Here is a 26055-nt window from a genome sequence, read left to right as displayed (position 1 = left end):
CTTTTAAAGGGGCCTGCTTTTTTTGTGAGAGGCAGGTGTTGGCTATTTTTTCCGGATAGTGATAGCATAAAAGATGTTTGCAACGATGACTTGACTAAAAAGAGGTATGAACATGAACCATCAGGCCTGCATAAGAACTACACTCGGAGCCGCTGCCTTTGTGGCTGTTTTTTGCTATTTTTTAGAAGTGCTTTTACACGTGCCTTACATCGAATACGCGTACAGTTTTATTGCCGGAGTACTGCTTGTGGCCTCCTTGCCTGTTATGCCTGCATTGAACCGCCGCATCGTTTATGTGCTGCTTGCTGTCGGCATTGCTTTGTTCTGGATTTACGGAGTTTCCTGGCATATTGTATGGACAAGCTTTGGGGAGAACCTTTCCCTGCTGGCACTTTTTCTAACAGTGCCTCTCATCGGCACGTACATGTCTGAAGCGGGTCACCTGCATGCTTTTCAGCAGTACCTTGAACGGAGAAATGAAAAGAAAGCGGTCCCTCCGCATCAGCTTGGCTACGGAGTAACAGCAAGCATCGGTGCCATACTTAATCTCGGCTCCATGCCGCTTGTGTACGGTATTGCCAAGGAAAGCTTTCCATCTTTTGAACAAAAAAGAATGGCATTGACGGTGCTGCGGGGCTTCGGTTCCTGTATGCTCTGGTCGCCATACTTTGTAAACATGGCCCTTATTTTAAGTATCTATGATCTGAGCTGGAGCGAAGTCGGTCCATACGGCATCATAATGGCTGCCGTGTTGACTATCCTGGTTATTGTATTCTTCCGGGCCTCCGCATTTGCTGATGATACTTGGACGTCGCCGGGAAAAAACAAAGAAGCAAAACCTCCGATGACTTCGATGCGTACGTTTTTACTATTTCTGGGCATACTGCTTGGGGCTTCTTTTTTGCTTGAAATGCTTCTACCTTATAATATGCTGACAATTGTTTCTATACTGGCTCTATTGTATCCGTGGACATGGGCTCTTGCGCTCAAACAGGCCACTTCATTTGCCCAGTCCACGTGGAAACACGTGAGCGGGTCGTTTGAACGCCTGTATAATGAAATTGGTATTTTTGTAACGGCCGGTTTCTTTAGCGTTGCGCTCCGAAGCAGTGATGCCGGGGCTTGGCTTTCAGAGGCTGTCAGCTTTTTATCCCAGGGCTATATGATTCTGCTGATTGCCTGGGTGGTGGCTATTGTAATGGGTCTCTCCACCTTAGGGATTCACCCAGTGATCATCGTTACAGGCCTTGGCGGGGCTCTCTCTCCAGAAGTTTTTGGGGTGGAGGCTTCGTTTATGGCTGTACTGCTTTTGATGTCCTGGATGCTTGGCGTCCAGGTGTCTCCATTCACAGGCGCCATCCTCATGTCTTCTCATCTAATGGGGACAACCACCATCCAGGTAATAAGGAAAAATGCTGCATTTATTTTAAGCGCTGCCGTAGTATTGAGTCTTGTGTTATTTATACTAGGCGAAACAATAATGTAATAAAGAAGGAGAGAATCAGGAATGCGACCACTTGAAGCCGGAAAATTATATGGATCTGTCATGCTTGTTATGCTGATGTGGGGGCTTAACGTGGTGGCATTGAAGGTGCTGGTGGCGGAAATAAACCCGGTTTACATGCAGGCAGCACGCATCCTGCTCGCCGGTCTTTCCGTAGCTCTGTTTGTTTTTCTGCGCAGGGAGTTTGAATGGGTCCCAAGGGCCGCCATTAAGTATATTCTGCTGGCTGCGGTGTTTGGCATGACCGGCCACCATACATTTTTGGCTGTAGGGCTGAGTGAAACAACCGCTGTGAAAAGCTCCCTGATTCTGGCTCTTCTTCCTATTACCACATCGCTGTTAGCTATGATTTTTTTAGGTGATGCCTTTACGAAACTTCGCTGGCTCGGTGTATTTGCCGGGTTCGCCGGGGCAGTGCTCATCAATGTTACTGGAGAAGATGGGGGCGCAGTTCAAGGCGCAGCCACAGGAGACGCTTTTATTTTTGCCGCAATGGCAGCACAGGCTATCAGCTTTTTGTTTATAAAAAAAGCCTCCGAGCTGGTAGCCCCGAGAGTGCTGACGATTTATACGCTGATGGTCGGTTCTGTCGGATTGTTTGCCGTCAGCTTTATCCTCGCCCCGTCCGGCTGGGAATCATACATCACGGCGCCCGGCTGGGTATGGCTCGTGTTTTTGCTTTCCGGGATATTTGCCACCGGCCTTGGCCAGATATTATACAACGCCTCAATTTCGAAAATCGGTCCGGGGAAAACCGCTATATTTAATAATTTCGTTCCCTTTTTTGGTTTATTGAGTTCTGCGTTTATCCTCGGAGAAAACGTATCACCAGCGCAGCTTGGAGGCTTCGTATTTATTGTTGCTGGCGTGCTGCTTGGTACCGGCTGGGTGGACCAGCTGCTGTTAAAAAAACGAAAACAAGCGCCTGTTAAGCATCATTCTTAGCAGGCGCTTGTTTTTTTTCTGGCACTTCATCAAAACCGCCTGGATGAAAAGGGTGGCATTTGACGAGGCGCCGAATTGTTAGAAAGGCCCCTTTCCAAAATCCAAACCTTTCAAAGGCGGTGATGCTGTACTGTGAACAGGTAGGATAAAAGCGGCACGAAGGTGGAGTGAACCGGGAAATATATCGTTGATACAGTTGAATCAGCGCGATTATTATTTTTTTCATCCATACGCACTCCTATAATCATTTTTGCCTCTACATCGTAGCATAAATAGAAACAAAACAGAAAAACCCCGCTTAAAACAGCGGGGTTTAAGGCTGTTGGCCAGTATCAGCCAACATAAAAGGAAGCTGCTGGCGCCACTACCTGGCGAAGCTGCGCTTCTTCTTCGGCATTTAAACGGACCATCGGCAGACGGACATCGCCGGAAATGATGCCGCGCATTTCAAGGGCTGCTTTTACCGGTGTCGGACTAGGAGCTGCAAACATGGACTTCATGAGTGGCAGCAGGTCCCGGTGCCGGGAAGCGGCGTATACCGGCTGGCCGTTAAAGAAGCTCTGGATCATGTCCTGCATGCTTTCTCCGGCTACATGGGCAGAGACAGAAACGACGCCTGTAGCTCCGACGGACAGCAGTGGAAGTGTAAGGCTGTCATCACCGCTGTACAAAGTGAAGTCCTGAGGCGCATGCTGCAGAATATAGGCAGCAGCTTCAAGATCGCCGCTAGCTTCTTTAATAGAGCATATATTTTTGACATGGGAAAGACGGACAATCGTTTCCGGGGTCATGCCGGCCGCGCTTCTTCCCGGAATGTTATACAACATCACCGGAGTGTTAATTCCTTCGGCAATCGTGCGGAAATGCTGATACATTCCCTCCTGGCTCGGTTTATTGTAATAAGGAGTAACGAGCATGACAGCGTCAATGCCAATTTTTTCTGCTTCAAGGGATAATGCAAGCGAAGCTCTAGTGTCATTGGAGCCGGTGCCTGCAATAACCGGAACCCGGCCGTTAACAGTCTGGACCGTATGACGGAATAATGAAATTTTCTCTTCATGGGAAAGCGTTGGAGATTCGCCGGTGGTGCCGGCAACTACAATGCTCTCTGTTCCAGTGCTGATCAAATGATTAATTAATTTGGTTAATGCAGTGTAATCTATATCTCCGTGTTCATCGAATGGAGTCACCATCGCTGTACTTAATCTTCCAAAATTCATAATTACTCACCCTCTTAAAAGTATAGTCTTGCCTAAAAAGAGAGGGCTTGCGGTTTCACGTCTTCGCCTCCGCCTGGACACGAAAAAAGCAACCATGGAAGGAGTCCATCGTTGCAGGAACGCTTCAGCTGTTAAGCAGAACCGCACGTGCGTGAGATAGCCCTCCATACAGAAAACCTGTATGACAGTCCCGCATTTATTCAATACGAGACCAGCGTTGAACGAGTGAGTCGTTCTCAGCTTCGGCAAAAACCCCTTTCCGCTTTAATCACCAGAGCTCCTTCTCTTCCTAAAGCGTACTAATAATTTTCGCAACCTCTAACCTCACTTCTCAAATAAAGAAGCAGGATATGAAATTAATTAATTACACCATAGCAGATAACGTCCTGAAAGACAATAGTCCGTCTTAAAATTAATTGTATTTTCTATATTGCCCAATTCTAATGTACATAAACATAATTAAATATCGATTATTTATCCCTTCTCCGCAGTTGTTTTGACTGTTCTACAGTTATGTTAATAAAAAATTTTTAAAAACACATTTCATTTTCGGGAAGCTTTCTTATATAATAAGGGAGGGAAAACAGAACATTAGGGGGCCAATTACGTATGTCGCAGCTTCAGCAGATCGCTCTAGAACTTCCAGAAGAACTCTATACGGAAATCGAACATCTGTCCCAGTCCGAAAAGGATTCTTTTTTTCATCAGGTGTTAAAGGACCAGATCGAAAAACAAAAATCTACAGACATGCAGGAAAAATTGAAGAACGGATATGCAGAAATGGCTGCACTAAATGCTGAAATATGCGCTGAATTTGAATATGCCGAAACAGAATCTACACAATTGACAGAACGACGGCTGAACGAACAAAACTAGCTGTTCATCCTGTCCGGCAGCATAAGCGCGCAACCGGAAAAGGAGGTGAATGGGTGGTTTGAGTGATTCGAAACAAAACAATCAGCATCATAAAAAAGTAGTTAAACGGGGGGACGTATTTTTTGCGGACCTGTCTCCAGTAGTCGGTTCTGAGCAGGGAGGCGTCCGACCCGTACTTATCATTCAAAATAATATTGGTAACCGCTTCAGTCCCACGGTAATTGTAGCAGCTATTACGGCACAGATTAAAAAAGCAAAAATGCCGACGCACGTGGAAATTGATGCAGCCAAGCATCGGTTTGACCGCGACAGCGTTATTCTGCTTGAGCAGCTGCGTACCATTGACAAGCAGCGGTTAACGGATAAGATTACCCACCTGGACGATGATACCATGGAGCAGGTACGCAAGGGCCTCGAAATAAGCCTGGGCCTGCATGAATTCAATTAATTCATTATACATAACGACTGTGGGTCCCCGCCTGCATATTGATACGTAAAACCTTTCCGGCCGGAAAGGTTTTTTTGTTACAAAAAACAGAAATGAATGCCTTTAAAAAGCGATATATCCTTATGTGAGCTTAATAAGTCTTCTCAGTAGCGCAAAGGTTTAAATTAATACGAAAAACTTTTAAATGCTCTATTTTATTTTGAGTTGTGATGTGATACACTGCTCTAGGAAATAAAGAGAGGGTTGGATAAAACCAGCCTATAAGAGAGAGGATAAGGAAGGGAGGCTTTCATATGCTTAAAGCAATGAAGCAAAAATGGAGAGATAAGCGCAATCAGCTTGCCCGCCAAACAGAAGAACGGATCCAGGGTCATAACACAGACCTGCAGGTACAGATGAGGCAGAGACGTGAAAACGATGACTGGACTGATGAACTTCTCAATAAGGATATCGAAAAGTATTTGTATACGATCCATCCGTCGTTTCTTTTAAATGACCGTGTAAACCGGGCGCTTTACAATCGGCTGCTTGCCCGTGCCCAGGGAAAATACTCGCTGACGCTTTCTGTCACAAGCGAAATGAAGCTGGCACTCGACTTTTATAACACGGACCTTGCGGTGTTTCTTCGTTTGATTGAGAAAAAAGGCTTTCAGCTTCAGGGAAATGAAGAGCGTTTTCTGCTGACGCTTATGAACCGCCTCAGTGAAAACAATTACCGCATGTATAAAGAACGTTACAGCGAGTTGGATGCTCACAATTCTTCCTTATCAGAGGCCGTTACCTCGTATTTGCAGCAGGTGCCGCGCGCTTACCAACTCGAGACCGGGCGCCTTGATTTCTTCTACAAGTTTCTGCTCAGCGAGGGCCTTCTTCCGGCAGGAACGACGAAGAAAAAACTGAAAAAATTGATTAAATCCTCCAATAAAAAGAAAGCTGGAGACCATCAGCTTGAGCGGATGGAACGCCGTCTTGACCGAATTGGTTAATAGATAAACAAAGCGCTGCGGAGCCGCAGCGCTTTTTGTTTTCTGGAAAGATCAGGATGCACTTAATTCTTTTCGAACAGGCGTTTCTGTGGCAGAATATAGGTAAATAACAGAAGGGATGGAGAGCTGATGAGTCAAAACGAAACAAACCTCAGCACGTTTTTTGCCGGCAAATTGCAGGAAGCAAAAACTCAATTTGAACGCACCATCGACTGTAAACACACAGCTTTTGACGATTTGTATCCTTATATGAATGAACAGCCGCAGTTTTTCTGGTACAAACGTTACGTAGCCTGGCAGGAGCTGCTTACCACTGTAGAGCTTGCAGAAGAGCTGAATATTAATTGGCAGAAAGAATTTAAAACAAAGCAGCAGAACTTTATTGAAAGCAAGGTACTCGATGCAAAAGTGCTTGATGAATGGTACGGAAAACAGCGTACTGAAGCATAAAAAAGCCGGCGGAGCCCTCCGCCGGCTTTTTATAGCTTTTTTGTCTCCTGCCGCTGTATTAAAAAATGAAATGAGCAATAAGAACAATAACTGGGAGTGAAATAATGGTTCTTTCCAAAAAGATGAGAACAAGATCGGTAAATCGGACAGGAAGCTTACTGCCAAGCAGCAGGCCGCCGACTTCGGACATATAAATAAGCTGGCTGACCGATAAAGCCCCAATAATAAAGCGGGTCATTTCGCTTTCAATGTCCGTGCCAAGAATAGCCGGCAGGAACATATCCGCAAAGCCAATGAGCATCGTTTCGCTGGCTGCTGTAGCTTCCGGGACCTGCATGAGCTGCAGGAGCGGAACAAACGGGGCCCCAAGCCACGCGAACAGCGGCGTGGATTCAGCAATTACAACAGCAATAGTACCAAGGCCCATGACAATTGGGATCACGCTGATCCACATGTCGAGTACGTTTTTTGTGCCGCTGACCAGGACGGAAGACCAGCGGGTGTGGGAAGCTTTATGGAGCGCTTTTTCCCACCCGGAAACGACAGGGTTCTTGCCTGATTGGCCATTGGCAATCTCGTCTGCAGGCTGCTGGTTGTAATACTCGTTCTTCTTCCGGGAAAGCGGAGGAATCCGGGGCATAATGAGTGCGCATACGACACCTGCAGCAACGATGGTGAGGTAATACGGCAGGGTGTAGGCAAGCAGATCCAACTCACCGAGAATGGTGATAGTGAAGGTGATGCTGACCACCGAGAACGTCGTACTGATAACTGCAGCCTCCCGCTGTGTGTAATGGCCGCTTTCATACTGCTGGCTTGTTAAAAGCACCCCGATGGTTCCATCTCCCAGCCAGGAAGCAAGACCATCAATCGACGAACGACCCGGAAGCGTAAATAACGGGCGCATCAGAATGGTAAGGATGGAGCCGAAAAACTCGAGCAGGCCGAAATTAAGCAGAAACGGCAGGAAATAACCGGCGAAAAAGAAGACGGTAATTAAAAGCAGTATTAGGGAATAAAGAAGGAGACCGCCGGTGGCATCCCCGATAAGCCAGTCAGGGCCGATTTGAAACAATGTTAAAAAGGCAAACAGAAAGCCTAAGATCCGGATGAAAAGCCAGCCGTTCGTTACATGAAACAATGAAACAGCAATGCCTGAAGAGAACGGCCGAAATCTGGCAATAATGGCGCCGGCTACGGAAATGCCAATGAAAATAACGCCCAGAGCGGGCAGTATGCCGCTTAGCAGTGTTTCGAGCCACCCGGCAAGAAGGGCCACCGGAACAGTTAAGCCGGCGTCGGTAGAAATAGGAACCATAAATAAGAAAATCCCGATCAACGAAGGGATAATAAACTTAAGGGCGTGGGACGCCCGATTGGATGGGGTGGAACTCATTTTCTTCACCTCGATATTCATACAATTTTATGTATAATTACTACAAACATTGTACTAAATTAACACGAAAGCCGCCATTTGCAAAGAATATTTTTACCCTTCATCTGGAAAGGAGAAACGAACAGGCTATGCCGCAATACATTTTCGATATTGAAGCCGTTTATTTAAAAGAACCAGAGGATGAGCTCCGGACACATATAGCGGAGGTGAAAACTGAAGTCATCCACCGGGAACGCGGCGATATACTATTTGAAGCCCTCATACCGGTTGCTTATCATGCTTACGGAGTTTATCCTGACGTAAAAGCAGTGGCCTCCCAGATTCCCCGCCCGGCGGTACAGCGTGAGGTGCTCTTCCGTGTGAAACGATATGTTAAAAAGCTGCGCCCGTTTTTATAAGCTACACAGAGCAGGCAGAGGCTCAGCGCAGAATATGAAGAATCTCCCCAAGTGACGCTAGTTCATGGTCAGCCCGGAAGTCGTGTGCCGGGATGCTGCCGTCATGGTTGATCCAGGCGCTGCTGATGCCGGCGTTTTTGGCCCCGGAAATATCGGTGTTCATATTGTCTCCGATCATTAATGTATTCTCGGGATCGCTGCCGGCAAGCCGGAGCGCATGAGTAAATATGGAAGGGTCGGGCTTTCCAACTCCGAATTCGCCGCTGATAATAATATGATCAAAAAAAGGCACCAGGGCTGGAGTCAGGGAGAGCTTCAGCCGCTGCAGGCTCGGGGAGCCGTTAGTAAGCATAAGCAGCTGATACTGGTCCTTTAGCGTGTGGAGTACTTCAAAAGTATCGGAGTAGACGTAGGGAAGGTGCCGCCGGTGCATAATAAAACGATTTTTCAGCCATTCCCCTGTCTCCGGCTGATGAATACCGTGGGCCGAAAGCGCCCTTGTCCAGGTCTCCTTCTGGTAAGAGGAAATAAGCCGGCTCATTTCTTGAAAGCGCCGGTGCTCGATATCGTCAAAATGTCCCCAGAGACCTTCGAATGCGTTAATACCGATGGTTTTAGTGAAGTCATACACAGAGAGATTCTTGTAGAGTTCGGGTGCTGTCTGCTTCACAGTTTCCACGAGCAGCGGCGCTTTTACCCCGGTGCGTATCTCAGCGTCGAAGGCTGTAGCACGCAGGGCCTCGGAGATGCTTTTTTTGTCCCAAAGCAGGGTGTCGTCTAAATCAAAGATAAGTGTCTTCATAAAAATTCCCCCGTGAAAGTAAAAAGTATGTATAAATCATAGCACAGCGATTATTATTTAAGAAAAAGAAATATGCCGCGCCGTACTGAAAAGCAAATAATTCAGTTTAGGGACTGTCAAGTGAAAAGAATTAGTGTACAATGTAGGTGTGTGAGAACGCTTCATAAGAAACGCCGCTCTAAAGGTGCCTTGAAACGGGAATCAGGTGAATTTTCGGCCTCCTGCAGCGAGGAACATACATATTTTACGTATACTTGACTGTGTACGGTTTTGAGCAACTGCTTTAAGCATGTTAAAATATGTCTGATTTATGAAAAGACATGTTCTCGAAGAATTGGTTGAGTCGAAGAAGGGAAGTGATGGTGGAAACTCCATTCCAATGGTTCACTTTCATAGATAATACACGACTAATATGATAGTTTGGAAAACTTATTGATCACATAAGCTGGGGGTATCACTCGATGAGTAAGCATCAATCCAGGGCTGAAGAAGCCTGGCAGGAATTTTATGGTCCCAATCTGGGTTATATGTGGGAGCAATACGACCTATATAAAGAAAATCCGGAAGATGTAGATCCGGATATCAAAAGCTGGTTTGACCAGTACGGCCCGCCCTCTTCAAACGGGGAAGCAGCAGTCAGTTATGCTCCTGCTGTGGACGAAAAAGACCAGGCAGTCGGTGCCGGACTTAACATGGAAAAAATCGCGCATGCCGTCAAGCTTGCTGAAAACATTCGTATTCATGGCCATCTGTCTGCGGATATTAACCCGCTGCAGGAACCAAACGGAGAAACATCGTTTTTACGAATTGAAGAGTATGGATTAAGCGAAGAGGATCTTCGCACGATTCCGAAGGAAATTCTCTGCCCGGACGCTCCGGCATCAGTGGCTGACGGACTTGAAGCAATTGAGCATTTAAAACAGATGTACACTAAAACCATCGCGTTTGAATTCGACCACGTACACGATGTGGAAGAACATCGCTGGCTTAACCGCAAAGTGGAGTCCGGCGAAATTTACAGTGCTGTCTCGGACGATAAGCGCAAAGCACTGCTGAAAAGCCTTACAGAAGTAGAAGCGTTTGAACAGTTTCTGCAGAAAACATTCGTCGGGCAAAAACGTTTTTCTATAGAAGGGATCGACATCCTCGCTCCTATTATGGAAGAGCTCACACACAGCGCGATGCAGGACGGCGCAAGAAATATTATGATCGGCATGGCCCACCGGGGACGGTTAAGCGTTCTCGCTAAGGTTATCGGCAAGCCATATGATTTAATTTTTTCCGAGTTTCAGCATTCTCCGAATAAAGATCTCGTGCCTTCTGAAGGGTCGGTCGGGATTAACTACGGCTGGACCGGGGACGTTAAGTACCACCTGGGTGCGGATAAAAACATTAACCAGGAATCCTTTGAGTCCCGTATTTCCCTGGCAAACAATCCAAGCCATCTGGAATATGTAAACCCGGTTGTGGAGGGCTATACACGGGCGGCACAGGACGATGTCAGCGAACCGGGCTTCCCACAGCAGGACGGTTCTAAAGCCATGGCTATTTTGGTGCACGGGGACGCAGCTTTCCCCGGTGAAGGTGTTGTAACGGAAACCTTAAACATGAGCCGGCTGAAAGGGTACCAGACGGGTGGAACTGTGCATGTCATTGCCAATAACCAACTCGGTTTTACGACAGATACGCATGATGCACGAAGCACTACCTATTCGAGTGATCCGGCTAAAGGGTATGAAATCCCGGTTATCCATGTGAATGCGGATGAACCGGAGGCATGTCTCGCAGCTGTACAGCTTGCTTACGAATACAGAAACAAATTTAACAAAGACTTCCTGATTGACTTGATTGGCTACCGCCGTTACGGCCATAACGAAACGGACGAACCAGCGGCGACCCAGCCTTACTTATACGGGTTGATCCGGGAGCATCCGACCGTGCGTGAGCATTATGCGAACTATCTGGACGAAATCGGATTCTGGAGTAAATCCGAAACAGATCAGCTGAAAGAAGATACGATGAATCACCTGCGGGACCAATACAATAAAGTAGCAGAAGATAAAGAAACAGAAACTGAGATCGGGCCAGTGCCGGAAGAAGTGGAGAAACGCCTTCCAAAAGTAGAAACCGGCTATGATTTAAACGAGCTCAAAGAAATTAACCAGGAGCTTATTACCTGGCCGGAAAACTTTAACGTATTCCCGAAATTAAGAAAAATCCTTGAGCGCCGCGGTCCGGCAATGGAAGAAGACGGCAAAGTGGATTGGGGCCACGCTGAGGCATTAGCTTTTGCGACAATCCTGGCTGACGGGACGCCGGTGCGCTTGACGGGCCAGGATTCCCAGCGTGGTACATTCGCACAGAGACACCTGGTGCTGCATGACCATAAAAATGGCGACATTTATTCTCCGATGCATACGTTCTCGAAAGCGAATGCGGCTTTTGCACTCTATAACAGCCCGCTTTCTGAAAACGGCATTGTCGGATTTGAATACGGCTATAACGTGCAGGCTCCTGAAACATTGACATTATGGGAAGCCCAGTTTGGTGATTTCGGCAACGCTGCCCAGGTAATATTCGATCAGTTTGTCTCTGCAGGCCGGGCCAAGTGGGGGCAAAAATCAGGTATGGTCTTTCTGCTCCCCCACGGCTACGAGGGACAGGGACCGGAACACTCGAGCGCCCGGCTTGAACGCTTCCTGACGCTCTCGGCAGAAAACAACTGGAATGTCGCTTATCTGTCAAGTTCAGCCCAGTATTTTCACCTGCTTCGGCGCCAGGCAGAATTTCTCGGAAAAGACGAGATGCGTCCCCTTGTGCTTATGACGCCAAAGAGTCTTTTGCGTAATCAGACCGTAGCAAGTGAACCCGAAGCTTTCGGAGAAGGTTCTTTCCAGTCTGTAGTAGAGGATCCATTGACTGGTAAAGATAAAAAGAAAGTTAAACGTCTGCTTGTAGGCACCGGAAAGATGACAATTGATCTGCATGAAGCACTGGCTGAAGGCGAAGTGCCGAGTGATATTCATATCGTCCGCGTCGAAGAGCTCTACCCGTTCCCGGAAGAAGAAATTCGAGATATTTTAACAGCTTATCCAAACGTAAAATCGATTCAATGGGTCCAGGAGGAGCCGAAGAACATGGGCGCATGGTCTTACATGTACCCGCTTCTGCATAATCTGGCTCCAAAAGGGACAACGGTGGACTATATTGGACGCCGCAGAAGGTCAAGTCCGGCAGAGGGCGATCCCACGATTCATAAAAAAGAGCAAAACCGCATTATTCAGGAAGCCCTAAAAGGAAACGAATAAGGAGGACGCAGTCATGGCAGAGATCAAAGTACCAGAACTAGGTGAATCCGTTACAGAGGGAACAATTGCAGAATGGTTAAAAAAGCCAGGCGATAAAGTCGAACAAGGAGAAAACATTGCTGAACTCGAAACCGATAAAGTAAATGTGGAAATCCCATCGGAAAAATCTGGTGTCCTCCAGGAGTTGCTGAAAGAAGAAGGCGACAACGTGGAAGTCGGCGAAGTAATTGCTGTAGTGGATGAAAACGGCGAAGCGGGCGGCGGAAGCTCAGAAGAAAAAAGTTCGGAAGAAGCGGCCCCTGAAAAAGAAAGCGAAGCGAAACAGGAAGAAAAACAGGAAGATTCCAAAGAACCGGCAGCATCTGAACCTGAACAAGGAACAAAAGAGGAAGCGAAAGAAGAATCTCCGGCTGACCGTCCGGTTGCTTCCCCATCAGTGCGCAAATACGCGCGCGAACAAGGCATTGACCTGAACGAAGTGGCCGGAAGTGATCCAAAGGGACGTGTCCGTAAAGAAGATGTGGATAAGGAAGTAAAAGGCAGCAGCAAAAAAGAGGAAAAACAGCCTGAAAAACCTGCGGCTAAAAGTGAAAAGGATGAGTTCGAAGGCAAGCCGGTCGAGCGTATTAGAATGTCCCGCCGCCGCCAGACAATTGCAAGCCGCCTGAAGGAAGTCCAGCAGGAAACGGCGATGCTGACTACATTTAACGAAGTGGACATGTCAGCAATTATGGACCTGAGAAAGCGCCGGAAGGATACGTTCCAGGAGCAGCACGACGTGCGCCTCGGATTTATGTCTTTCTTCACGAAGGGTGTTATTGCTGCACTGAAAAAATACCCGCTATTAAATGCAGAAATTCAGGCAACAGAAGTAATTAAAAAACAATTTTATGATATCGGTATGGCTGTTTCCACTGATGATGGCCTCGTGGTGCCTGTCGTCCGGGACGCCGATCGCAAAACATTTGCCGAAATCGAACAGGAGATTATGGACCTGTCCTTAAAAGCCCGGGACAATAAATTAACCCTGAAAGATCTCCAGGGCGGTACATTTACGATTACGAACGGCGGCGTGTTTGGTTCCCTGCTGTCGACTCCAATCCTGAACGCTCCCCAGGTTGGCATACTCGGAATGCACACTATTCAGTGGCGCCCGGTAGCCATTGACCAGGATACGATGGAGAATCGCCCAATGATGTATACAGCCCTCTCATACGACCACCGTATCGTAGATGGAAAAGAAGCAGTGAGTTTTCTCGTAACGCTTAAGCAGCTGCTTGAAGATCCGGAAAACCTTCTCCTTGAAGGCTAATATCCGAGGAAAAAAAGCCCGCTGATCGCGGGCTTTTTTCTATGGAAATAAGTAACAGGTGGATGATGAATGTGCGAAACCATGGGAGTAAAAACCCACATTTTTTGATAATTTGCGATAAAACCTGATTTTCAGCTATTTCTTCGTAAAATTAGAGGTGAAGTAAAAATAAATGATTTTTTCTTTAAATAACGCTTGCGTACATCTTGTACCTATTGATATAATCGCTTTGTGATCGTTAAGAGAACGCGATATATCAAGGAGGGATAGTATGAGCAATATTAAAATGGACCGAAAAACAGCTGCGCGTATTAGAAGAGATGGAGGCGTAGTTACGCTGGACCCATTTTATTTTTGGAATCAGAAAAAAGACAAAGGCCCAGTTGATACGGTAGTACAGGTAGGAAGCCCTGCTGAAACTGCTACATATACGCTTTACCAATTTGAAGATATCTCTGTGTACGTACATGAACGCCTACAGTTGAAAAAAGAATTGCGCCTATTCCTCCATGGATTCGGTCCGTTCGAACATCTTAATTGTGCAGGCGTGAAGCGATTCAGCAAACCTCAAAAAACAGCAAACGCTGTTTCCTAATATTATCAAAGAACGCCCTGCAGCCAGGGCGTTTTTATTAATCATTTTTTTAATTTCACATACCAAGTTAAACAAAAAAATAAAAATCTGATATAATAAAACCAAACATATGATCCGGTTTTTAATCCGGTAGAGGAGAATGTTCATGAGCCTACAATTTTACCTTGGGCGTTCCGGAACGGGGAAGTCCACCGCCATATATCATGAAATTAACGAAATGATTACCAGTGACCCCAACGGGCCGCCGGTAATCGTTATTACCCCTGACCAAATGACATTTCAAGTGGAACAGCAGCTAGTCCACTTGTCGGAAAAAGGAATGACGCGAGCCCAGGTCTACAGTTTTCCCAGGCTGGCATGGAAAATTTTTCAGGAAACAGGCGGAGCAGCAAAAACAGCTCTCCAGAAAACAGGCAAGCAGATGCTGATTCGAAAGATTATCAGTGAGCAGCGTAAGCATTTTCGACTGTACGAAACCTCAAGTTATACGGACGGGTTCATTGACCAGGTGGATGACGTGATCACGGAATGGAAAACCCATAACGTGTCGAAAGCGGCTATGCACGGTATGGTGGAAGAATTGGAAAATAGCGGGGCAACCGGGGCTGATCGTATTTTAACAGCAAAGCTTCAGGATCTTCTGTTGATTTGGGAGGAGATGGATAAAGTCATCGGCGACCGGTACATTGGCAGCGAAGAGCAGCTGTTCTGGCTGACCGAAAAGGTGTCTGCATCTGAGTATATCGCAGATGCCGTCATATATATTGACGGCTTTCACCGGTTCACGCCGCAGGAACTGGCAGTGGTCGAGCAGCTGCTCCAGTATTCACAAGGCGTCCGGGTGGCGTTGACGCTCGATGATTTGACAAATAAGGAAGAGGCTCATCCCGCCCCGGATATGTTCAGGCAGACAGCAAAAACGTATTATCAGCTAAGTGCCCTGGCAGAAGAACATGCAGTGCCGGTGAACAAGCCATACTGGTTCAACGACAGCGCATCAACTAAAAACGAAGCACTACAGCATTTAGAAAGATTTATGGAAAACCGTTCTTATAAAACATTTCGTGCTGGCGAAGCTATTACAGTTAAAAATGCGGTCAACCGCCGGACCGAAGTAGAAGAATGTGCCCGGGATATCGCAGCGCTCGTCCGGGACGACGGCTACAGGTATGAAGACATTGCAGTGGTCGCCAGAAATCCCAGGGATTACAATCACATTATTGAAACTGTATTTCATGATTATCGTATTCCTGTGTTCGTGGATGAAACACGTCCCGTATTAAACCACCCGGTGGTAGAATTTATTCGTTCGGCGCTTGAAACAATTGCAGAACGCTGGAGATATGAGTCGGTGTTTCGAACATTTAAGACAGATATGCTCTTTGACGTGCAGGAGTCCTGGGCAGAAGCGAGAAAACAGGTAGACTTTCTGGAAAACTATGTGCTCGCACGAAATATCAAAGAAAAAGACTGGAAAAGCGAAGAGCGGTGGGTGTACCGGTACCATGCCACAAATGTGGAGGACGAGTGGGAGCATAAAGACAACTACGAAATCGAGCAGGATATTCATCACACGCGGATGCGGTTAAGCGCTCCGTTGTTCTCGTTGCAGGCCCGCTTGAAACAAGCGGATACCGTACGAGGGAAAGCGGGGGCGCTATTTACATTTTTGGAGGAGCTGCGGATTCCGGAAAAGCTTGAAACGATGCGTGATGACTGCCTCCGGCATAATCGCCTGGAAATGGCGAGAGAGCACGAACAGATCTGGGACATGATGGTGGAACTGCTTGAGCAGATGGTAGAAGTTGCTGGTAATGACAAAGCAGGGATGAAGACGTTTCAACAGATGATGGAAGCGGGCCTTACAAAAGCTACATTTTCGATTGTGCCGCCTTCCCTCGATCAGGTAACGGCAGCTGATATGGAACGTTCACGCCTGTTCGGTATTAAAGTGGTATACTTGCTTGGCGTGAATGAAGGCATACTTCCGGCCGCACTTGAAGAGAGCAGCATGCTGCAGGAGGCAGACCGTGCCTGGCTGGAGCAGCGCGGAATCGAGCTTGAAGAAAGCGGTGAGGCAAAGCTCTTGAATGAAAATTTTCTCATTTACCGTACGATGAGCATGCCAGCGGACAAGCTGATTGTCAGCTATCCGATGGCAGATGAAGAAGGGAAGCGGCTGCAGCCTTCGATCGTGATCCAGCAGCTGCTGGATATGTTCCCGGACCAGGCGCCAATCCTGGTTCAAAATGAACCAAGCGTTTACCCGAAAGACCAGCAGCTGCATTTTGTGAATGCTTCCATGAAAACAATGAGTTTTTTAATTGGGGAACTCGAACGCTGTAAACAGGGCGAGGAAGTGGCAGGCCTCTGGTGGAGCGTCTATAATGTTTTTGTTAAACACAACCGTCTTGAAAAACTGACTAAGAGCCTGTTTTACCGCAATGAAGCCGTGGACCTTTCCAGGAAAACGACCCAGGAATTGTACGGCCGAAAAATGAAAACAAGCGTGTCGCGAATGGAACAGTATGAAGCCTGTGCTTTCCGGCAGTTTGCTTCATACGGATTAAAACTCAAGGAAAGACAGTTGTACAAGCTTGAAGCACCGGATATCGGGCAGCTGTTCCATGCGGCTTTAAAAGACGTGACAAAAGCAGTGTACCGGGACGGCCGGACATGGGAGGAGCTTTCCGAGCAAAATGCCCGTGACTATGCAGAAGAAGCTGTGCATGAATTGGCTCCGGCGATTCAGCGGCAGATTCTTTTAAGCAATTCCAGACACCAGTATTTACTGAAAAAGCTTGAAGAGACCGTGCAGCGGGCTTCGATGGTTTTGAGCCAGCAGGCCAAATCAAGCCGTTTTTCTCCTATTGGGCTTGAAGTAGGCTTTGGACCGAGCGAAGAAATTCCGCCGCTTCTATTTGAACTGGCTGATGGCACACAGATGGAAGTGGCAGGGAGAATTGACCGCGTTGATCAGGCTGTATCGGACAGTGGAGTGCTGCTGCGGGTGATTGATTACAAATCCAGTGAAAAAGATCTGCGTCCGGAAGAAGTATTTTTCGGGCTGGCGCTGCAGATGCTTGTATATTTGGACGTGGTGCTGTCGTTTTCGGAAGAGTGGCTCGGAACGAAAGCAGACCCTGCGGGGGTGCTATATTTTAACGTCCATAACCCGATTATTCAGGCGGGAAGGTCCTGGTCACCGGAAGATATTGAACAGGAAATGATGAAGCAGTTCCGGATGAAAGGGATTCTTCCTGATGATCCCGGCATTGCTAAAATGATGGATGAGCGGCTTGAATCGGAAACCGATTCATTTATCGTTCCAGCACGTCTGACTAAAGGCGGAGAATTTAATAAACAATCGCCAGTAGTTTCAAAAGAACAGTTTGAACGCCTTCGCGGGCATATCCGCGAAAAAATCCGTGCTATCGGCGAACAACTGAGCTCCGGCGATACGAGTATTAAACCTTTTCAAATGAAGCAAAAAAAAGCATGTGACTACTGTGAATTTCATTCTGTATGCCAGTTTGACCGCGGGTTCCCGGGCAACGAGTTCCGGAGCTTTCGAAGCGGTGGCATGAAATGGGAGACGCTGTTCCAGGAGGAGGAAAACGATGAGTCTGAGGACCATTCCTGAAAAACCGACAGATGCCCGTTGGACGGACAGCCAGTGGGAAGCAATTCAGGCAGAAGGAGCAAATATTTTAGTTTCGGCTGCAGCGGGGAGCGGGAAAACCGCTGTGCTGGTTGAACGGGTAATTCGAAAAATTACACAAGCAGAAAACCCGGTGGACGTAGACCGTCTGTTGATCGTAACATTCACTAATGCAGCCGCTGCAGAAATGAAGACAAGAGTAGGCAAAGCGCTCGAGGAACAATTGAAAGCAGAGCCTGCCAATCTGCATATCCGCAGGCAGCTGGCGCTTTTGAACCGGGCGTCCATCTCCACTCTGCACTCGTTCTGTATGAACGTCATCCGCACGTATTATTATCTGGTGGATGTGGATCCCCAATTTCGGATTATGGACCAGAATGAGGGGGCGATGATTCAGGAGGAACTGCTTGAGGAACTGCTTGAGGAAAATTATGCCGGCGAGGATAACGATGATTTTGTCCTGCTTGCTGACCGGCTGAATAAAGATCGGAGCGACGACTCGCTGCGCGAAGCAGTGCTCCGGCTGTTCCAGTATTCCCGGGCTCATGCAGACCCGTCGGGATGGCTTCGGGAAGTGGCCGATCAATACCGGACAGACGGAAGCAGGTCGGTTGAAGAACTGCCATGGGGCCATGAAATGATACAGCAGGCAAAGACCTCGCTGGCCGGGGCGGCCCGCAAATACGAAAATGCAATTGCAGCTGCAGAGCAGCCGGACGGGCCAAAAGCAAACCTCGCTCTCTTGCAGAATGAGCTTGAAACGTGCCGGAAGGCTCTTGAAGCCCAGACGTGGAAGGATCTGCAGCAGACGCTGGCTGCATTCACCTTTAAACGCCTGGCGGGAAAAAAGGAAGAAGAGGTGGCTCCTGAACGAAGGGAACAGGTAAAAAACGGCCGGGACGGAGCCAAAAAAGTGATTCAAAAACTGCAGGAGGAAATGGTAGCCGAAAACCCGGAAGACGCGTTGAGTGATATTGCTTCTCTCCATCCCTCGGTCCGGGAGCTGTGCCGGCTGGTGCAGGTGTTTAGTGAAAGGTACTACCAGATAAAAAAGGAACGGGCGATGATGGACTTTTCCGATCTGGAACATACATGCCTGCAGATTCTGGCTTTTGAAGAAGCTTCGGAGCATTATCGCAGTTTTTTCCAGGAAGTACTCGTGGACGAGTACCAGGATACAAACTTCGTGCAGGAAAGCATCGTCAATCAGCTTGCTTCTGGTAATAATTTGTTTATGGTCGGGGATGTTAAGCAGAGCATTTACCGCTTCCGGCTGGCAGAGCCGGACCTGTTTTTAGAAAAATACCAGCGGTACGGAGAAAGCGATGACGGTGAACGGATCATGCTTGATAAAAACTTCCGCAGCCGCCGCCAGGTGCTTGATGCTGTCAATTACTTATTCCGCCAACTGATGGATAACGATCTCGGCGGGATTGCCTACGACGGACAGGCAGAATTAAAATGGGGCAACGATCAGTACCCGGACATAGGAAACGTTGAAACTGAGGTAGCTGTTATAGATCAGGAAAATGTCGCAGACCAGGATCCGCAGGCGGCAGAGCTGACTAATGCCCGGGCAGAGGCCAGGTGGATTGCCCAGGCGATCAGTCTTTCAATGCAGAATGGCTGGGTGACGGACCAGGAAACAGGGGAAAAACGCCGGCCGGTGTACCGGGACCACGTGATCTTAATGCGGTCGATGCCCTGGGTAAACGAAATGATGGAAGAGATGCAGGCGTATGGCATCCCTGTGTACGCGGAAGTGTCCGGAGGATATTTTCAGGCAGTTGAAATTCAAATTATGATTTCCCTGCTTCAGATTATTGATAACCCACTGCAGGATATTCCGCTCGCCGCTGTGCTCCGGTCGCCGATCATCGGCTGGGATGAAGAAATGCTAGCCCAGGTACGACTTGAGGACAAAAGTGCTTCTTTTTACCAGTGTGTAGAGCTGGCAGCTGCTGGTTCCTCCAGCATGCAGGCCCGGGCCCAGGCTTTTTTGGAGCAGCTTGAAGGCTGGCGCAGCCGCTCCAAATACGAACCACTGTCAGAATTCATTTGGGCACTGCTCGAAGAAACCGGCTATTTGGATTTCTGCTCCGGTCTGCACGGAGGTAAGCAGCGACGGGCAAATCTGCTTGCCCTGTATGATCGTGCCCGGGTGTATGAATCGACATCTTTTCGTGGTGTCTTCCGCTTCCTCCGCTTTATTGAAGGCATGAAGAACCGAAAAGAAGACCTGGGCACAGCGCGAGCGCTTGGGGAACAGGAAGATGTCGTACGATTTATGAGCATCCACAAAAGCAAAGGCCTGGAGTTTCCCATTGTTTATGCTGCCGGTCTGCAAAAAAGCTTTAACGTGCAGGATCAACGGCAGCCGCTGCTCTTTCATAAAGAGCTTGGCATCGGTATGAAATATGTAGATCCAACACAACGCATCAGTTGGCCGACCCTTCCGCATGCGGCGATTAAGCACCGAATGAAAACAGAAAGCCTTGCCGAAGAACTGCGTGTGCTCTATGTAGCGTTCACAAGAGCGGAAGAAAAATTAGTCCTCGTAAGCTCGATGCAGCGAGTGGAGAAGAAATTCGAAGAATGGGAGCAGAAAAGCGCCCAGGCGGGGAACACTCTTGAACTGCATGACCGTCTGGAGGCCCAGCATGCATTTGACTGGCTGATGCCTGTGCTGTTGCAGCACGCCGATGTAGACCCATTAGAGCAGCGGACAAGCAGAAACCTGAGGGATAATTCCACCTGGAGGGTCCATATTGTGCCGGCATCCACCCTGCAGATTGGTTCAGTGCAGGAAGAGACGGAGACAGCCGGCTGGCTTCAGGCGGTTAAGGATAAAGAAGAGGTACCTGCAGGCGAGGAGTGGAGCAAAGAAGTCCGGCGCCGTATGTATTGGCGTTATAAATATGAGGCAGACACGAGGCACGCAGCCAAAATTTCAGTAAGCGAATGGAAGCGGCGCTCGGAGGATCCTCAGGCGGAGCAGCGACACGCGACTACGTTCACATCAACTTATGCAAGAAGACCATCATTTATGATGGAAGAAGCGGTGAGTCCGGCAGAAAAAGGAACCGTTCTTCATATTGTTATGGAACAGCTGGCTTTTACTGGAGCCCCTGATGAAGAACGGGTGCAGCGGCTGCTGCGGAGGCTGGTGGATGAAGAATATATAACGTCTGCGCAGGCAGAAAGCGTTGATACTGCTGCGGTCATCGCCTTTTTTGACACTGATTTGGGCCGGCGTGTCCTGGCGGCAGAAAAAGTGCAGAAAGAAGTTCCTATTACAGCTGGAGTAACCGAGGCAGGGCTTGAAAACCGGCAGCTTCTCCAGGGAGTGGCAGACCTCGTGATCCAGGAAGCGGATGGCCGTTGGGTACTTATTGATTATAAAACGGACCTGGTACAATCCCGATTTCCAGGAAACCCGCTGCAGCAGCAGGAATTTTTGCGGGAACGCTACCAGACTCAGCTTGATTTATACCGCTCGTCGCTGGAGAGCATATGGAAGACGGCTATATCAGAAGCTTATATTTTCGCCTTCGACGGCATGCAGGCCATTTCCATGAACGGCCAATGAAAGAAAGGAAAGGAGGCAGGAGTTTATGCGCTTACTGCACACCGCCGACTGGCATTTAGGACGGACGCTAGAGGGGCGTTCGAGACTTGAAGAACAGCAGCGTATCCTTGAGGAAATGATTCAGATTATTGAAGAAGAAAAGATCGATGCGGTCCTGATGGCAGGGGACGTGTTTGACTCTGTCAACCCGCCTGCCGCTGCAGAAGAAATGTTTTATGAAGCGATGGCCAGAATGAGTGATAACGGACGGGTGCCAGTTATAGTCATTGCCGGCAATCATGATCATCCGGAACGCTTGGCAGCGTCACGGACACTGCTTCGGAAACACGGTATTCATTTGCGTGGTTATCCTGGTATCGAACCGGTGGTAGTCCCGCTCTCAGAAGAACGGCTGTACGTGCAGACGCTTCCATACCCGTCGGAATCAAGATTGAAGCAGGCATTTATGGAGGAAGCAACAGAAATAGATCTACGGGACGCCTACAATCAAAAAGTCCGGGAAATTTTTCAGCGGCTTGCATCCTCCCGGCGTCCGGAGGATATTCTTATAGGCATGAGCCACCTATTTATTGCCGGCAGCGACTCTACTGATTCGGAGCGTCCGATCGAAGTGGGAGGAGCTTACACTGTCACTGCTGACAGCCTTCCCGAGCACGCAGTCTATACGGCTCTTGGCCACATGCACCGGCCTCAGGATGTTAGGGGAGCAGCAGGGCCGGCAAGGTACTCAGGCTCCCCGCTTGCTTACAGCTTTTCCGAAGCAGGCCAGCAGAAGTCGGTAACAATTATAGATACAAATGATAGCCAAAGTGAAGCGCAGATTTCTACTATTCCTTTAACAGCAGGCAAACCGCTCAGTATATGGAAGGCAAGGAACGGGCTCGCGGAGCTGCAGCAGTGGGTGGAGGAACAGCGGGACTGGAACGCCTGGGTAGAGGTGGATGTATATGTGGAAAATCAGCTCTCCATTGAAGATATCCATGCCCTGAGAACGAAGCATACTGGACTGCTGACGATCCGCCCGGTCTATTCCCGCCAGGAGCTTGAACCGGTGGAAAGCAAAAAACATATCCCCATCGATCAGCTGTTTGAACGCTTTTATGAAAAACAGTCCGGTGGGGCGGTGCCTGACCCGTCAGTGACAAATCTTTTTTTAGAACTTATTCAGCAAGAGGACGGATAAAATGAAACCATTACAACTGCAGATTCAAGGCTTGCATAGTTTTCGCCAAAAACAGACCGTAGATTTTAAAACGCTTTGCGAAAATGGAGTGTTCGGCATCTTTGGGCCGACCGGCAGCGGAAAATCATCACTGTTGGACGCGATGACGCTAGCGTTATATGGAAATGTCGAGCGGGCTTCGAAAACCGAAGGGATCATGAACCAGTCGGAGAATGAACTACGGGTTTCCTTTATGTTTTCGCTTGGGCCGTCAGTGTATCATATCGAGCGCCATTATAAACGTACTGGGGAAGCGACAATGGCTGGAAAGCTGTGCCGGTTAACCGATCAAACAGAGGAGCCGGTAGTGCTTGCGGAAAAAACAAAAGCGGTCAATCAAAAAATTGAAGAGCTTCTCGGGCTGACCCTCGATGATTTCACACGTGCTGTGGTGCTCCCCCAGGGGAAATTTGCTGAATTTCTTCATTTAGGGGGCAGTGATCGCAGCAAAATGCTGGAACGGCTGTTTCATCTGGAGAAATACGGCAATCAGCTGATCGCTTCTGTGAAATCCCGGAAAACAACTGCCGAGCAGGGCGTACATAATATTGAAGCAGAACAGCAGGGACTCGGACCTGCTTCGAATGAAGATTTAAAGAAAGCTCAAGAAGAACACGCCCGGTGGACGAAGCTTGTCGAACAGCAGCAAAAGCAGGTGGAAAAGTATAGGAAACGGTACGAAGAAGTTAAACAGAAGTATCAGTGGACAGAAGAGCTTGAACACCTGAAGTCATCCATACAAGAATGGGAAGCGTCGAGGCCGGAGATAGAAAAAAAGCGGCTCACGTTAAAAGAAAATGAAATGTATGAAGCGCTTTATCCGTATGCTGACCGGCTTCAAAAAGCGGCACAGGAGCACAGGGAGCAGGAGCAGGACTTAAAAGAAAAACAAAAAGCACACGAAAAGGCGAAAAACAAAAAGCAGGAAGCAGAAGGTAATGCTGCTGAAAATAAAAAACGATGGGAGGAGGAAGAACGGCTGGTGCGGGAGTGGCAGCGCCGCTACGAACAAATTGAGACGCTGGAAGAGGAATATCAGCGCCTTAGTGAACTTGAAAAGGAAAAGCTTTTGGAGATGGAAAAGCAGCGCCGGTTGTATGAGGAAGCTTCCGGTCAGGTTACTCATTTGCAGAAGGAAGAACAAAAAGCACAGAAGCTGCTCGAAAAGCTTAAGCAGGACTTTGCCGCAGCTGAAAAAAAAGAAGAGCATCTTCCAGATATGGATGAAGCCTCGTCACAAAAGCAGTGGCTTGATGCTCTTAATCAGCAGCTGAGTGAACAGATGACGCAGGACACAGCCGCTAAAGAAAAACTGAATGATATTGCCAGAGAAACAAGTAATGCAGATAAAGAAGAGGAAACGCTTCAGATACGTTCTAGAGAATTAGCGCAGAATATCTATTACTGGTATGACCGGGCAGCCACGCACATTCGTCGCGTTGAGCAGGAATTAAAATATGTCGAAAAAAAGCAGCGAGCCGAACAAAAACGGCAGCTCCGAATCCTGGCAGAAGAGCTCCAACAGGGGGAAGCATGTCCGCTATGCGGCTCCACAGAGCATCCATCGCCGGCTGCAGATCCGCATGAAGAAGTGGAAGAGCACGTACAGGAAGAAATGGAAGCACTCCGCCAATGGAAAACAGCGTGGGAAAATACAAAAGTTAGTTTGCAGCATGTGGCTTCCACACTTTCCTCCGGAAAAGAACAAATAGAAGAAACCTCCCCGGAAGAAATAGAGGAAGGTATTGTGTTTACCCGGTGGGAAGCGGAATTAGCCACGATAGACCGGTTAAAAGAGCAAACCCAGGAATTGAATCGCTCCTGGGAGGAGTGGAGACGTCAGAAAGACCGTCTTGCCATGAAAATCGACCAGCAAAAAGCACATGCCGAGGAGCAGAAAAGAAAACTCGAGCGTCTGCAGAACCAATGGCAGAAACAAAAGCACCAGTGGGAACAATCCTTCGCTCCCCTTCGCCTGGATCAATTTGAGGAAGAGTATAAACAGGCAAAAGAGCGAAAAGAAATAATAAAAAGTATCCAACAGCGTATTGAAAAGGGCCAGAATTATCTTGAAAAAAAACGTGCTGATCTCGCTGCCCGTGAGCGTCAATTCTACGAGGTAAAAAGTGTGGAAGCGGTAGCAGTATCCGAGTGGAAGCAGGCTGCAAAAACCAGAGAAGAAGCAGAAAACAAGTTAAATGTGCAGCTCGAAGGACGCACCAGGCAAGAGTGGAAAGAAGCAGTCGACGAGCGGGCAAAGAAGCTTGAAACAGAAAAGGAAGCCCTGCAGAGGCAGGAGCGGGAAGCTGAAAAGGAGTTGGAACGCACTCGCACTTCGAGTAGAGAAAGTGAAGAATCCCTGCAAAAATGCGCAGCCAAATGGAAAGAGGCAGAAACCGAATGGCTTCGTCAAAAACAGCAGAAAGACTCAACCGCCGGCCCAGAAGAAGTGCTTGCCTATTCGCTCTCGGAAAAGCAGAAAACGAATCTTCAGCAGCAGGTGGAGGAATTTGATACCAAACAGAAAGAACTGCAGTATGAACATAGCCGGCTGCAGGGAAAGCTTCAAAATGAACGGGTAACTGAAGACGTATTTAACGAGGGGGAGAAGCAATACAAAGAAGCAGCAAAGGAATGGGACCGGTACAAAGAAACACTCGGAGGCATTAAAGAAAAGCTTGAAGATATTAAACGAAAGGTAGAACGTTATCAGGAACTCGAGCAGAACCGGATCGAAATGCAGGCAGAAAAAGAACGGCTCACAGAGCTTGACCAGATCATGAAAGGAAGAAAATTCGTCGAGTTTCTTGCTGAAGAGCAGCTGGTGCAGGTGACAAGAGAAGCTTCGCAGCGGCTGCATGCATTAACGAGAGGACGCTATGCCATTGAAGTAAACGAACAGAATGCTTTTGTTATTCGGGACGATGCCAATGGAGGGGTCTACCGCCCTGTTTCCACGCTATCCGGAGGCGAAACGTTTCTGACTTCTCTCGCACTGGCTCTCTCCCTCTCCACGTCTATACAGCTGAAGGGTCAGCATCCATTAGAGTTTTTCTTTTTGGACGAAGGCTTTGGGACGCTGGACCAGGACTTGCTCGAGACGGTAATGGAAGCCCTTGAGAATCTGCACGGGGAGTATTTAGCAGTAGGGGTGATCAGCCATGTTCCGGATATGCAGCAGCGTGTGCCGAAACGACTGGTGGTGACTCCGGCAAGTCCGGGTGGTAGCGGTTCTACTATAGAAATGGAGACAGTGTAAGTCCCTGAGGATTCAGGGGCTTTCTAAAGCAAAAGGTAAAATTTCATTTACCGTATTGTAATTACAAATAGTTTTACATAAAAA

General features: G+C 48.1%; 18 protein-coding genes and 1 riboswitch. Of the genes, 14 read left to right on the top strand and 4 right to left on the bottom strand.

From position 1 onward, the window contains the following. Window positions 1-112 precede the first annotated feature (112 nt). Both B5066_RS14050 and B5066_RS14045 read left to right on the top strand, forming a co-directional pair. Window positions 113-1486 (top strand): hypothetical protein, encoded by a 1374-nt coding sequence (locus B5066_RS14050; protein ID WP_079476526.1) that lies wholly within the window; start codon window positions 113-115, stop codon window positions 1484-1486. 21 nt (window positions 1487-1507) lie between these two features. Beyond that, entirely contained in the window at window positions 1508-2449 is a 942-nt protein-coding gene (locus B5066_RS14045; protein ID WP_079476525.1) for a DMT family transporter, read from the top strand. On the opposite strand, the gene yidD is transcribed toward B5066_RS14045, so the two are convergent. Next, complete coding sequence (yidD, locus tag B5066_RS14040) at window positions 2433-2675, bottom strand: membrane protein insertion efficiency factor YidD (protein ID WP_079476524.1); 243 nt, start codon at window positions 2673-2675, stop codon at window positions 2433-2435. The two genes, B5066_RS14045 and yidD, sit on opposite strands and share 17 nt — an antisense overlap. A 106-nt stretch (window positions 2676-2781) precedes the next feature. After that, complete coding sequence (gene dapA / locus B5066_RS14035; RefSeq protein ID WP_079476523.1) at window positions 2782-3669, bottom strand: 4-hydroxy-tetrahydrodipicolinate synthase; 888 nt, start codon at window positions 3667-3669, stop codon at window positions 2782-2784. Between the two features lie 149 nt (window positions 3670-3818). Then, a riboswitch (Lysine riboswitch) is annotated at window positions 3819-3998 on the bottom strand. A gap of 280 nt (window positions 3999-4278) precedes the next feature. On the opposite strand from dapA, the gene B5066_RS14030 reads away from it, so the two are divergent. The 4 genes from B5066_RS14030 to B5066_RS14015 all read left to right on the top strand — a co-directional run bounded on the left by B5066_RS14030 (window position 4279) and on the right by B5066_RS14015 (window position 6429). Then, window positions 4279-4545 carry a hypothetical protein gene (locus tag B5066_RS14030; RefSeq protein WP_079476522.1) on the top strand — a complete coding sequence of 89 codons (267 nt, stop codon included), beginning with the start codon at window positions 4279-4281 and terminating at the stop codon, window positions 4543-4545. Between the two features lie 58 nt (window positions 4546-4603). After that, on the top strand, window positions 4604-4993 hold the full coding sequence (locus tag B5066_RS14025; protein ID WP_233133223.1) for a type II toxin-antitoxin system PemK/MazF family toxin: 390 nt from the start codon (window positions 4604-4606) through the stop codon (window positions 4991-4993). A gap of 293 nt (window positions 4994-5286) precedes the next feature. After that, window positions 5287-5979 carry a hypothetical protein gene (locus B5066_RS14020; RefSeq protein WP_079476520.1) on the top strand — a complete coding sequence of 231 codons (693 nt, stop codon included), beginning with the start codon at window positions 5287-5289 and terminating at the stop codon, window positions 5977-5979. Window positions 5980-6108: 129 nt separating this feature from the next. Then, on the top strand, window positions 6109-6429 hold the full coding sequence (locus tag B5066_RS14015; RefSeq protein ID WP_079476519.1) for a hypothetical protein: 321 nt from the start codon (window positions 6109-6111) through the stop codon (window positions 6427-6429). 58 nt (window positions 6430-6487) lie between these two features. On the opposite strand, the gene B5066_RS14010 is transcribed toward B5066_RS14015, so the two are convergent. Further along, window positions 6488-7825: a YjiH family protein gene (locus B5066_RS14010; RefSeq protein ID WP_079476518.1), complete on the bottom strand. Its 1338-nt coding sequence runs from the start codon at window positions 7823-7825 to the stop codon at window positions 6488-6490. 128 nt (window positions 7826-7953) lie between these two features. Here B5066_RS14010 and B5066_RS14005 point away from each other — a divergent pair, with 128 nt between their 5' ends. After that, window positions 7954-8223 (top strand): hypothetical protein, encoded by a 270-nt coding sequence (locus tag B5066_RS14005; RefSeq protein ID WP_079476517.1) that lies wholly within the window; start codon window positions 7954-7956, stop codon window positions 8221-8223. Between the two features lie 22 nt (window positions 8224-8245). Here B5066_RS14005 and B5066_RS14000 read toward each other — a convergent pair whose 3' ends face one another. Next, window positions 8246-9025, bottom strand: a complete 780-nt coding sequence (locus B5066_RS14000; RefSeq protein WP_079476516.1) for an HAD family hydrolase — start codon at window positions 9023-9025, stop codon at window positions 8246-8248. 461 nt (window positions 9026-9486) lie between these two features. On the opposite strand from B5066_RS14000, the gene B5066_RS13995 reads away from it, so the two are divergent. From B5066_RS13995 to B5066_RS13965, 7 genes are all read left to right on the top strand, one after another. After that, the gene (locus B5066_RS13995) at window positions 9487-12333 is read left to right on the top strand and encodes a 2-oxoglutarate dehydrogenase E1 component (protein WP_079476515.1); all 2847 of its coding nucleotides are present in this window, start codon (window positions 9487-9489) and stop codon (window positions 12331-12333) included. A 13-nt stretch (window positions 12334-12346) separates the two neighbouring features. Next, window positions 12347-13645 carry a 2-oxoglutarate dehydrogenase complex dihydrolipoyllysine-residue succinyltransferase gene (odhB, locus tag B5066_RS13990; RefSeq protein WP_079476514.1) on the top strand — a complete coding sequence of 433 codons (1299 nt, stop codon included), beginning with the start codon at window positions 12347-12349 and terminating at the stop codon, window positions 13643-13645. 271 nt (window positions 13646-13916) lie between these two features. Beyond that, window positions 13917-14240 carry a hypothetical protein gene (locus B5066_RS13985; protein WP_079476513.1) on the top strand — a complete coding sequence of 108 codons (324 nt, stop codon included), beginning with the start codon at window positions 13917-13919 and terminating at the stop codon, window positions 14238-14240. A 145-nt stretch (window positions 14241-14385) separates the two neighbouring features. Further along, window positions 14386-17883, top strand: a complete 3498-nt coding sequence (gene addB, locus B5066_RS13980; RefSeq protein ID WP_179124121.1) for a helicase-exonuclease AddAB subunit AddB — start codon at window positions 14386-14388, stop codon at window positions 17881-17883. After that, complete coding sequence (gene addA / locus B5066_RS13975) at window positions 17861-21490, top strand: helicase-exonuclease AddAB subunit AddA (protein WP_079476511.1); 3630 nt, start codon at window positions 17861-17863, stop codon at window positions 21488-21490. Before addB ends, addA begins: the two co-directional genes overlap by 23 nt. A gap of 25 nt (window positions 21491-21515) precedes the next feature. Beyond that, window positions 21516-22673, top strand: a complete 1158-nt coding sequence (locus B5066_RS13970; protein ID WP_079476510.1) for an exonuclease SbcCD subunit D C-terminal domain-containing protein — start codon at window positions 21516-21518, stop codon at window positions 22671-22673. A gap of 1 nt (window position 22674) precedes the next feature. Then, on the top strand, window positions 22675-25971 hold the full coding sequence (locus B5066_RS13965) for an SbcC/MukB-like Walker B domain-containing protein (protein ID WP_079476509.1): 3297 nt from the start codon (window positions 22675-22677) through the stop codon (window positions 25969-25971). Window positions 25972-26055: the final 84 nt, after the last annotated feature.

Origin of the sequence: Marinococcus halophilus, from assembly GCF_900166605.1 — a bacterium.
Classification (GTDB): domain Bacteria; phylum Bacillota; class Bacilli; order Bacillales; family Marinococcaceae; genus Marinococcus; species Marinococcus halophilus.
This window is presented reverse-complemented; position numbering and strand designations above follow the sequence as displayed.

Excerpts from the sequence above, each read along its gene's own strand:
- addB (WP_179124121.1), top strand. The coding sequence starts at position 14,386 with ATGAGCCTACAATTTTACCTTGGGCGTTCCGGAACGGGGAAGTCCACC.
- B5066_RS14010 (WP_079476518.1), bottom strand. The coding sequence starts at position 7,825 with ATGAGTTCCACCCCATCCAATCGGGCGTCCCACGCCCTTAAGTTTATT.
- B5066_RS14005 (WP_079476517.1), top strand. The coding sequence starts at position 7,954 with ATGCCGCAATACATTTTCGATATTGAAGCCGTTTATTTAAAAGAACCA.
- odhB (WP_079476514.1), top strand. The coding sequence starts at position 12,347 with ATGGCAGAGATCAAAGTACCAGAACTAGGTGAATCCGTTACAGAGGGA.
- B5066_RS13970 (WP_079476510.1), top strand. The coding sequence starts at position 21,516 with ATGCGCTTACTGCACACCGCCGACTGGCATTTAGGACGGACGCTAGAG.
- B5066_RS14030 (WP_079476522.1), top strand. The coding sequence starts at position 4,279 with ATGTCGCAGCTTCAGCAGATCGCTCTAGAACTTCCAGAAGAACTCTAT.
- B5066_RS13965 (WP_079476509.1), top strand. The coding sequence starts at position 22,675 with ATGAAACCATTACAACTGCAGATTCAAGGCTTGCATAGTTTTCGCCAA.
- B5066_RS13985 (WP_079476513.1), top strand. The coding sequence starts at position 13,917 with ATGAGCAATATTAAAATGGACCGAAAAACAGCTGCGCGTATTAGAAGA.
- yidD (WP_079476524.1), bottom strand. The coding sequence starts at position 2,675 with ATGAAAAAAATAATAATCGCGCTGATTCAACTGTATCAACGATATATT.
- dapA (WP_079476523.1), bottom strand. The coding sequence starts at position 3,669 with ATGAATTTTGGAAGATTAAGTACAGCGATGGTGACTCCATTCGATGAA.
- addA (WP_079476511.1), top strand. The coding sequence starts at position 17,861 with ATGAGTCTGAGGACCATTCCTGAAAAACCGACAGATGCCCGTTGGACG.
- B5066_RS14050 (WP_079476526.1), top strand. The coding sequence starts at position 113 with ATGAACCATCAGGCCTGCATAAGAACTACACTCGGAGCCGCTGCCTTT.
- B5066_RS14045 (WP_079476525.1), top strand. The coding sequence starts at position 1,508 with ATGCGACCACTTGAAGCCGGAAAATTATATGGATCTGTCATGCTTGTT.
- B5066_RS14000 (WP_079476516.1), bottom strand. The coding sequence starts at position 9,025 with ATGAAGACACTTATCTTTGATTTAGACGACACCCTGCTTTGGGACAAA.
- B5066_RS13995 (WP_079476515.1), top strand. The coding sequence starts at position 9,487 with ATGAGTAAGCATCAATCCAGGGCTGAAGAAGCCTGGCAGGAATTTTAT.
- B5066_RS14020 (WP_079476520.1), top strand. The coding sequence starts at position 5,287 with ATGCTTAAAGCAATGAAGCAAAAATGGAGAGATAAGCGCAATCAGCTT.
- B5066_RS14015 (WP_079476519.1), top strand. The coding sequence starts at position 6,109 with ATGAGTCAAAACGAAACAAACCTCAGCACGTTTTTTGCCGGCAAATTG.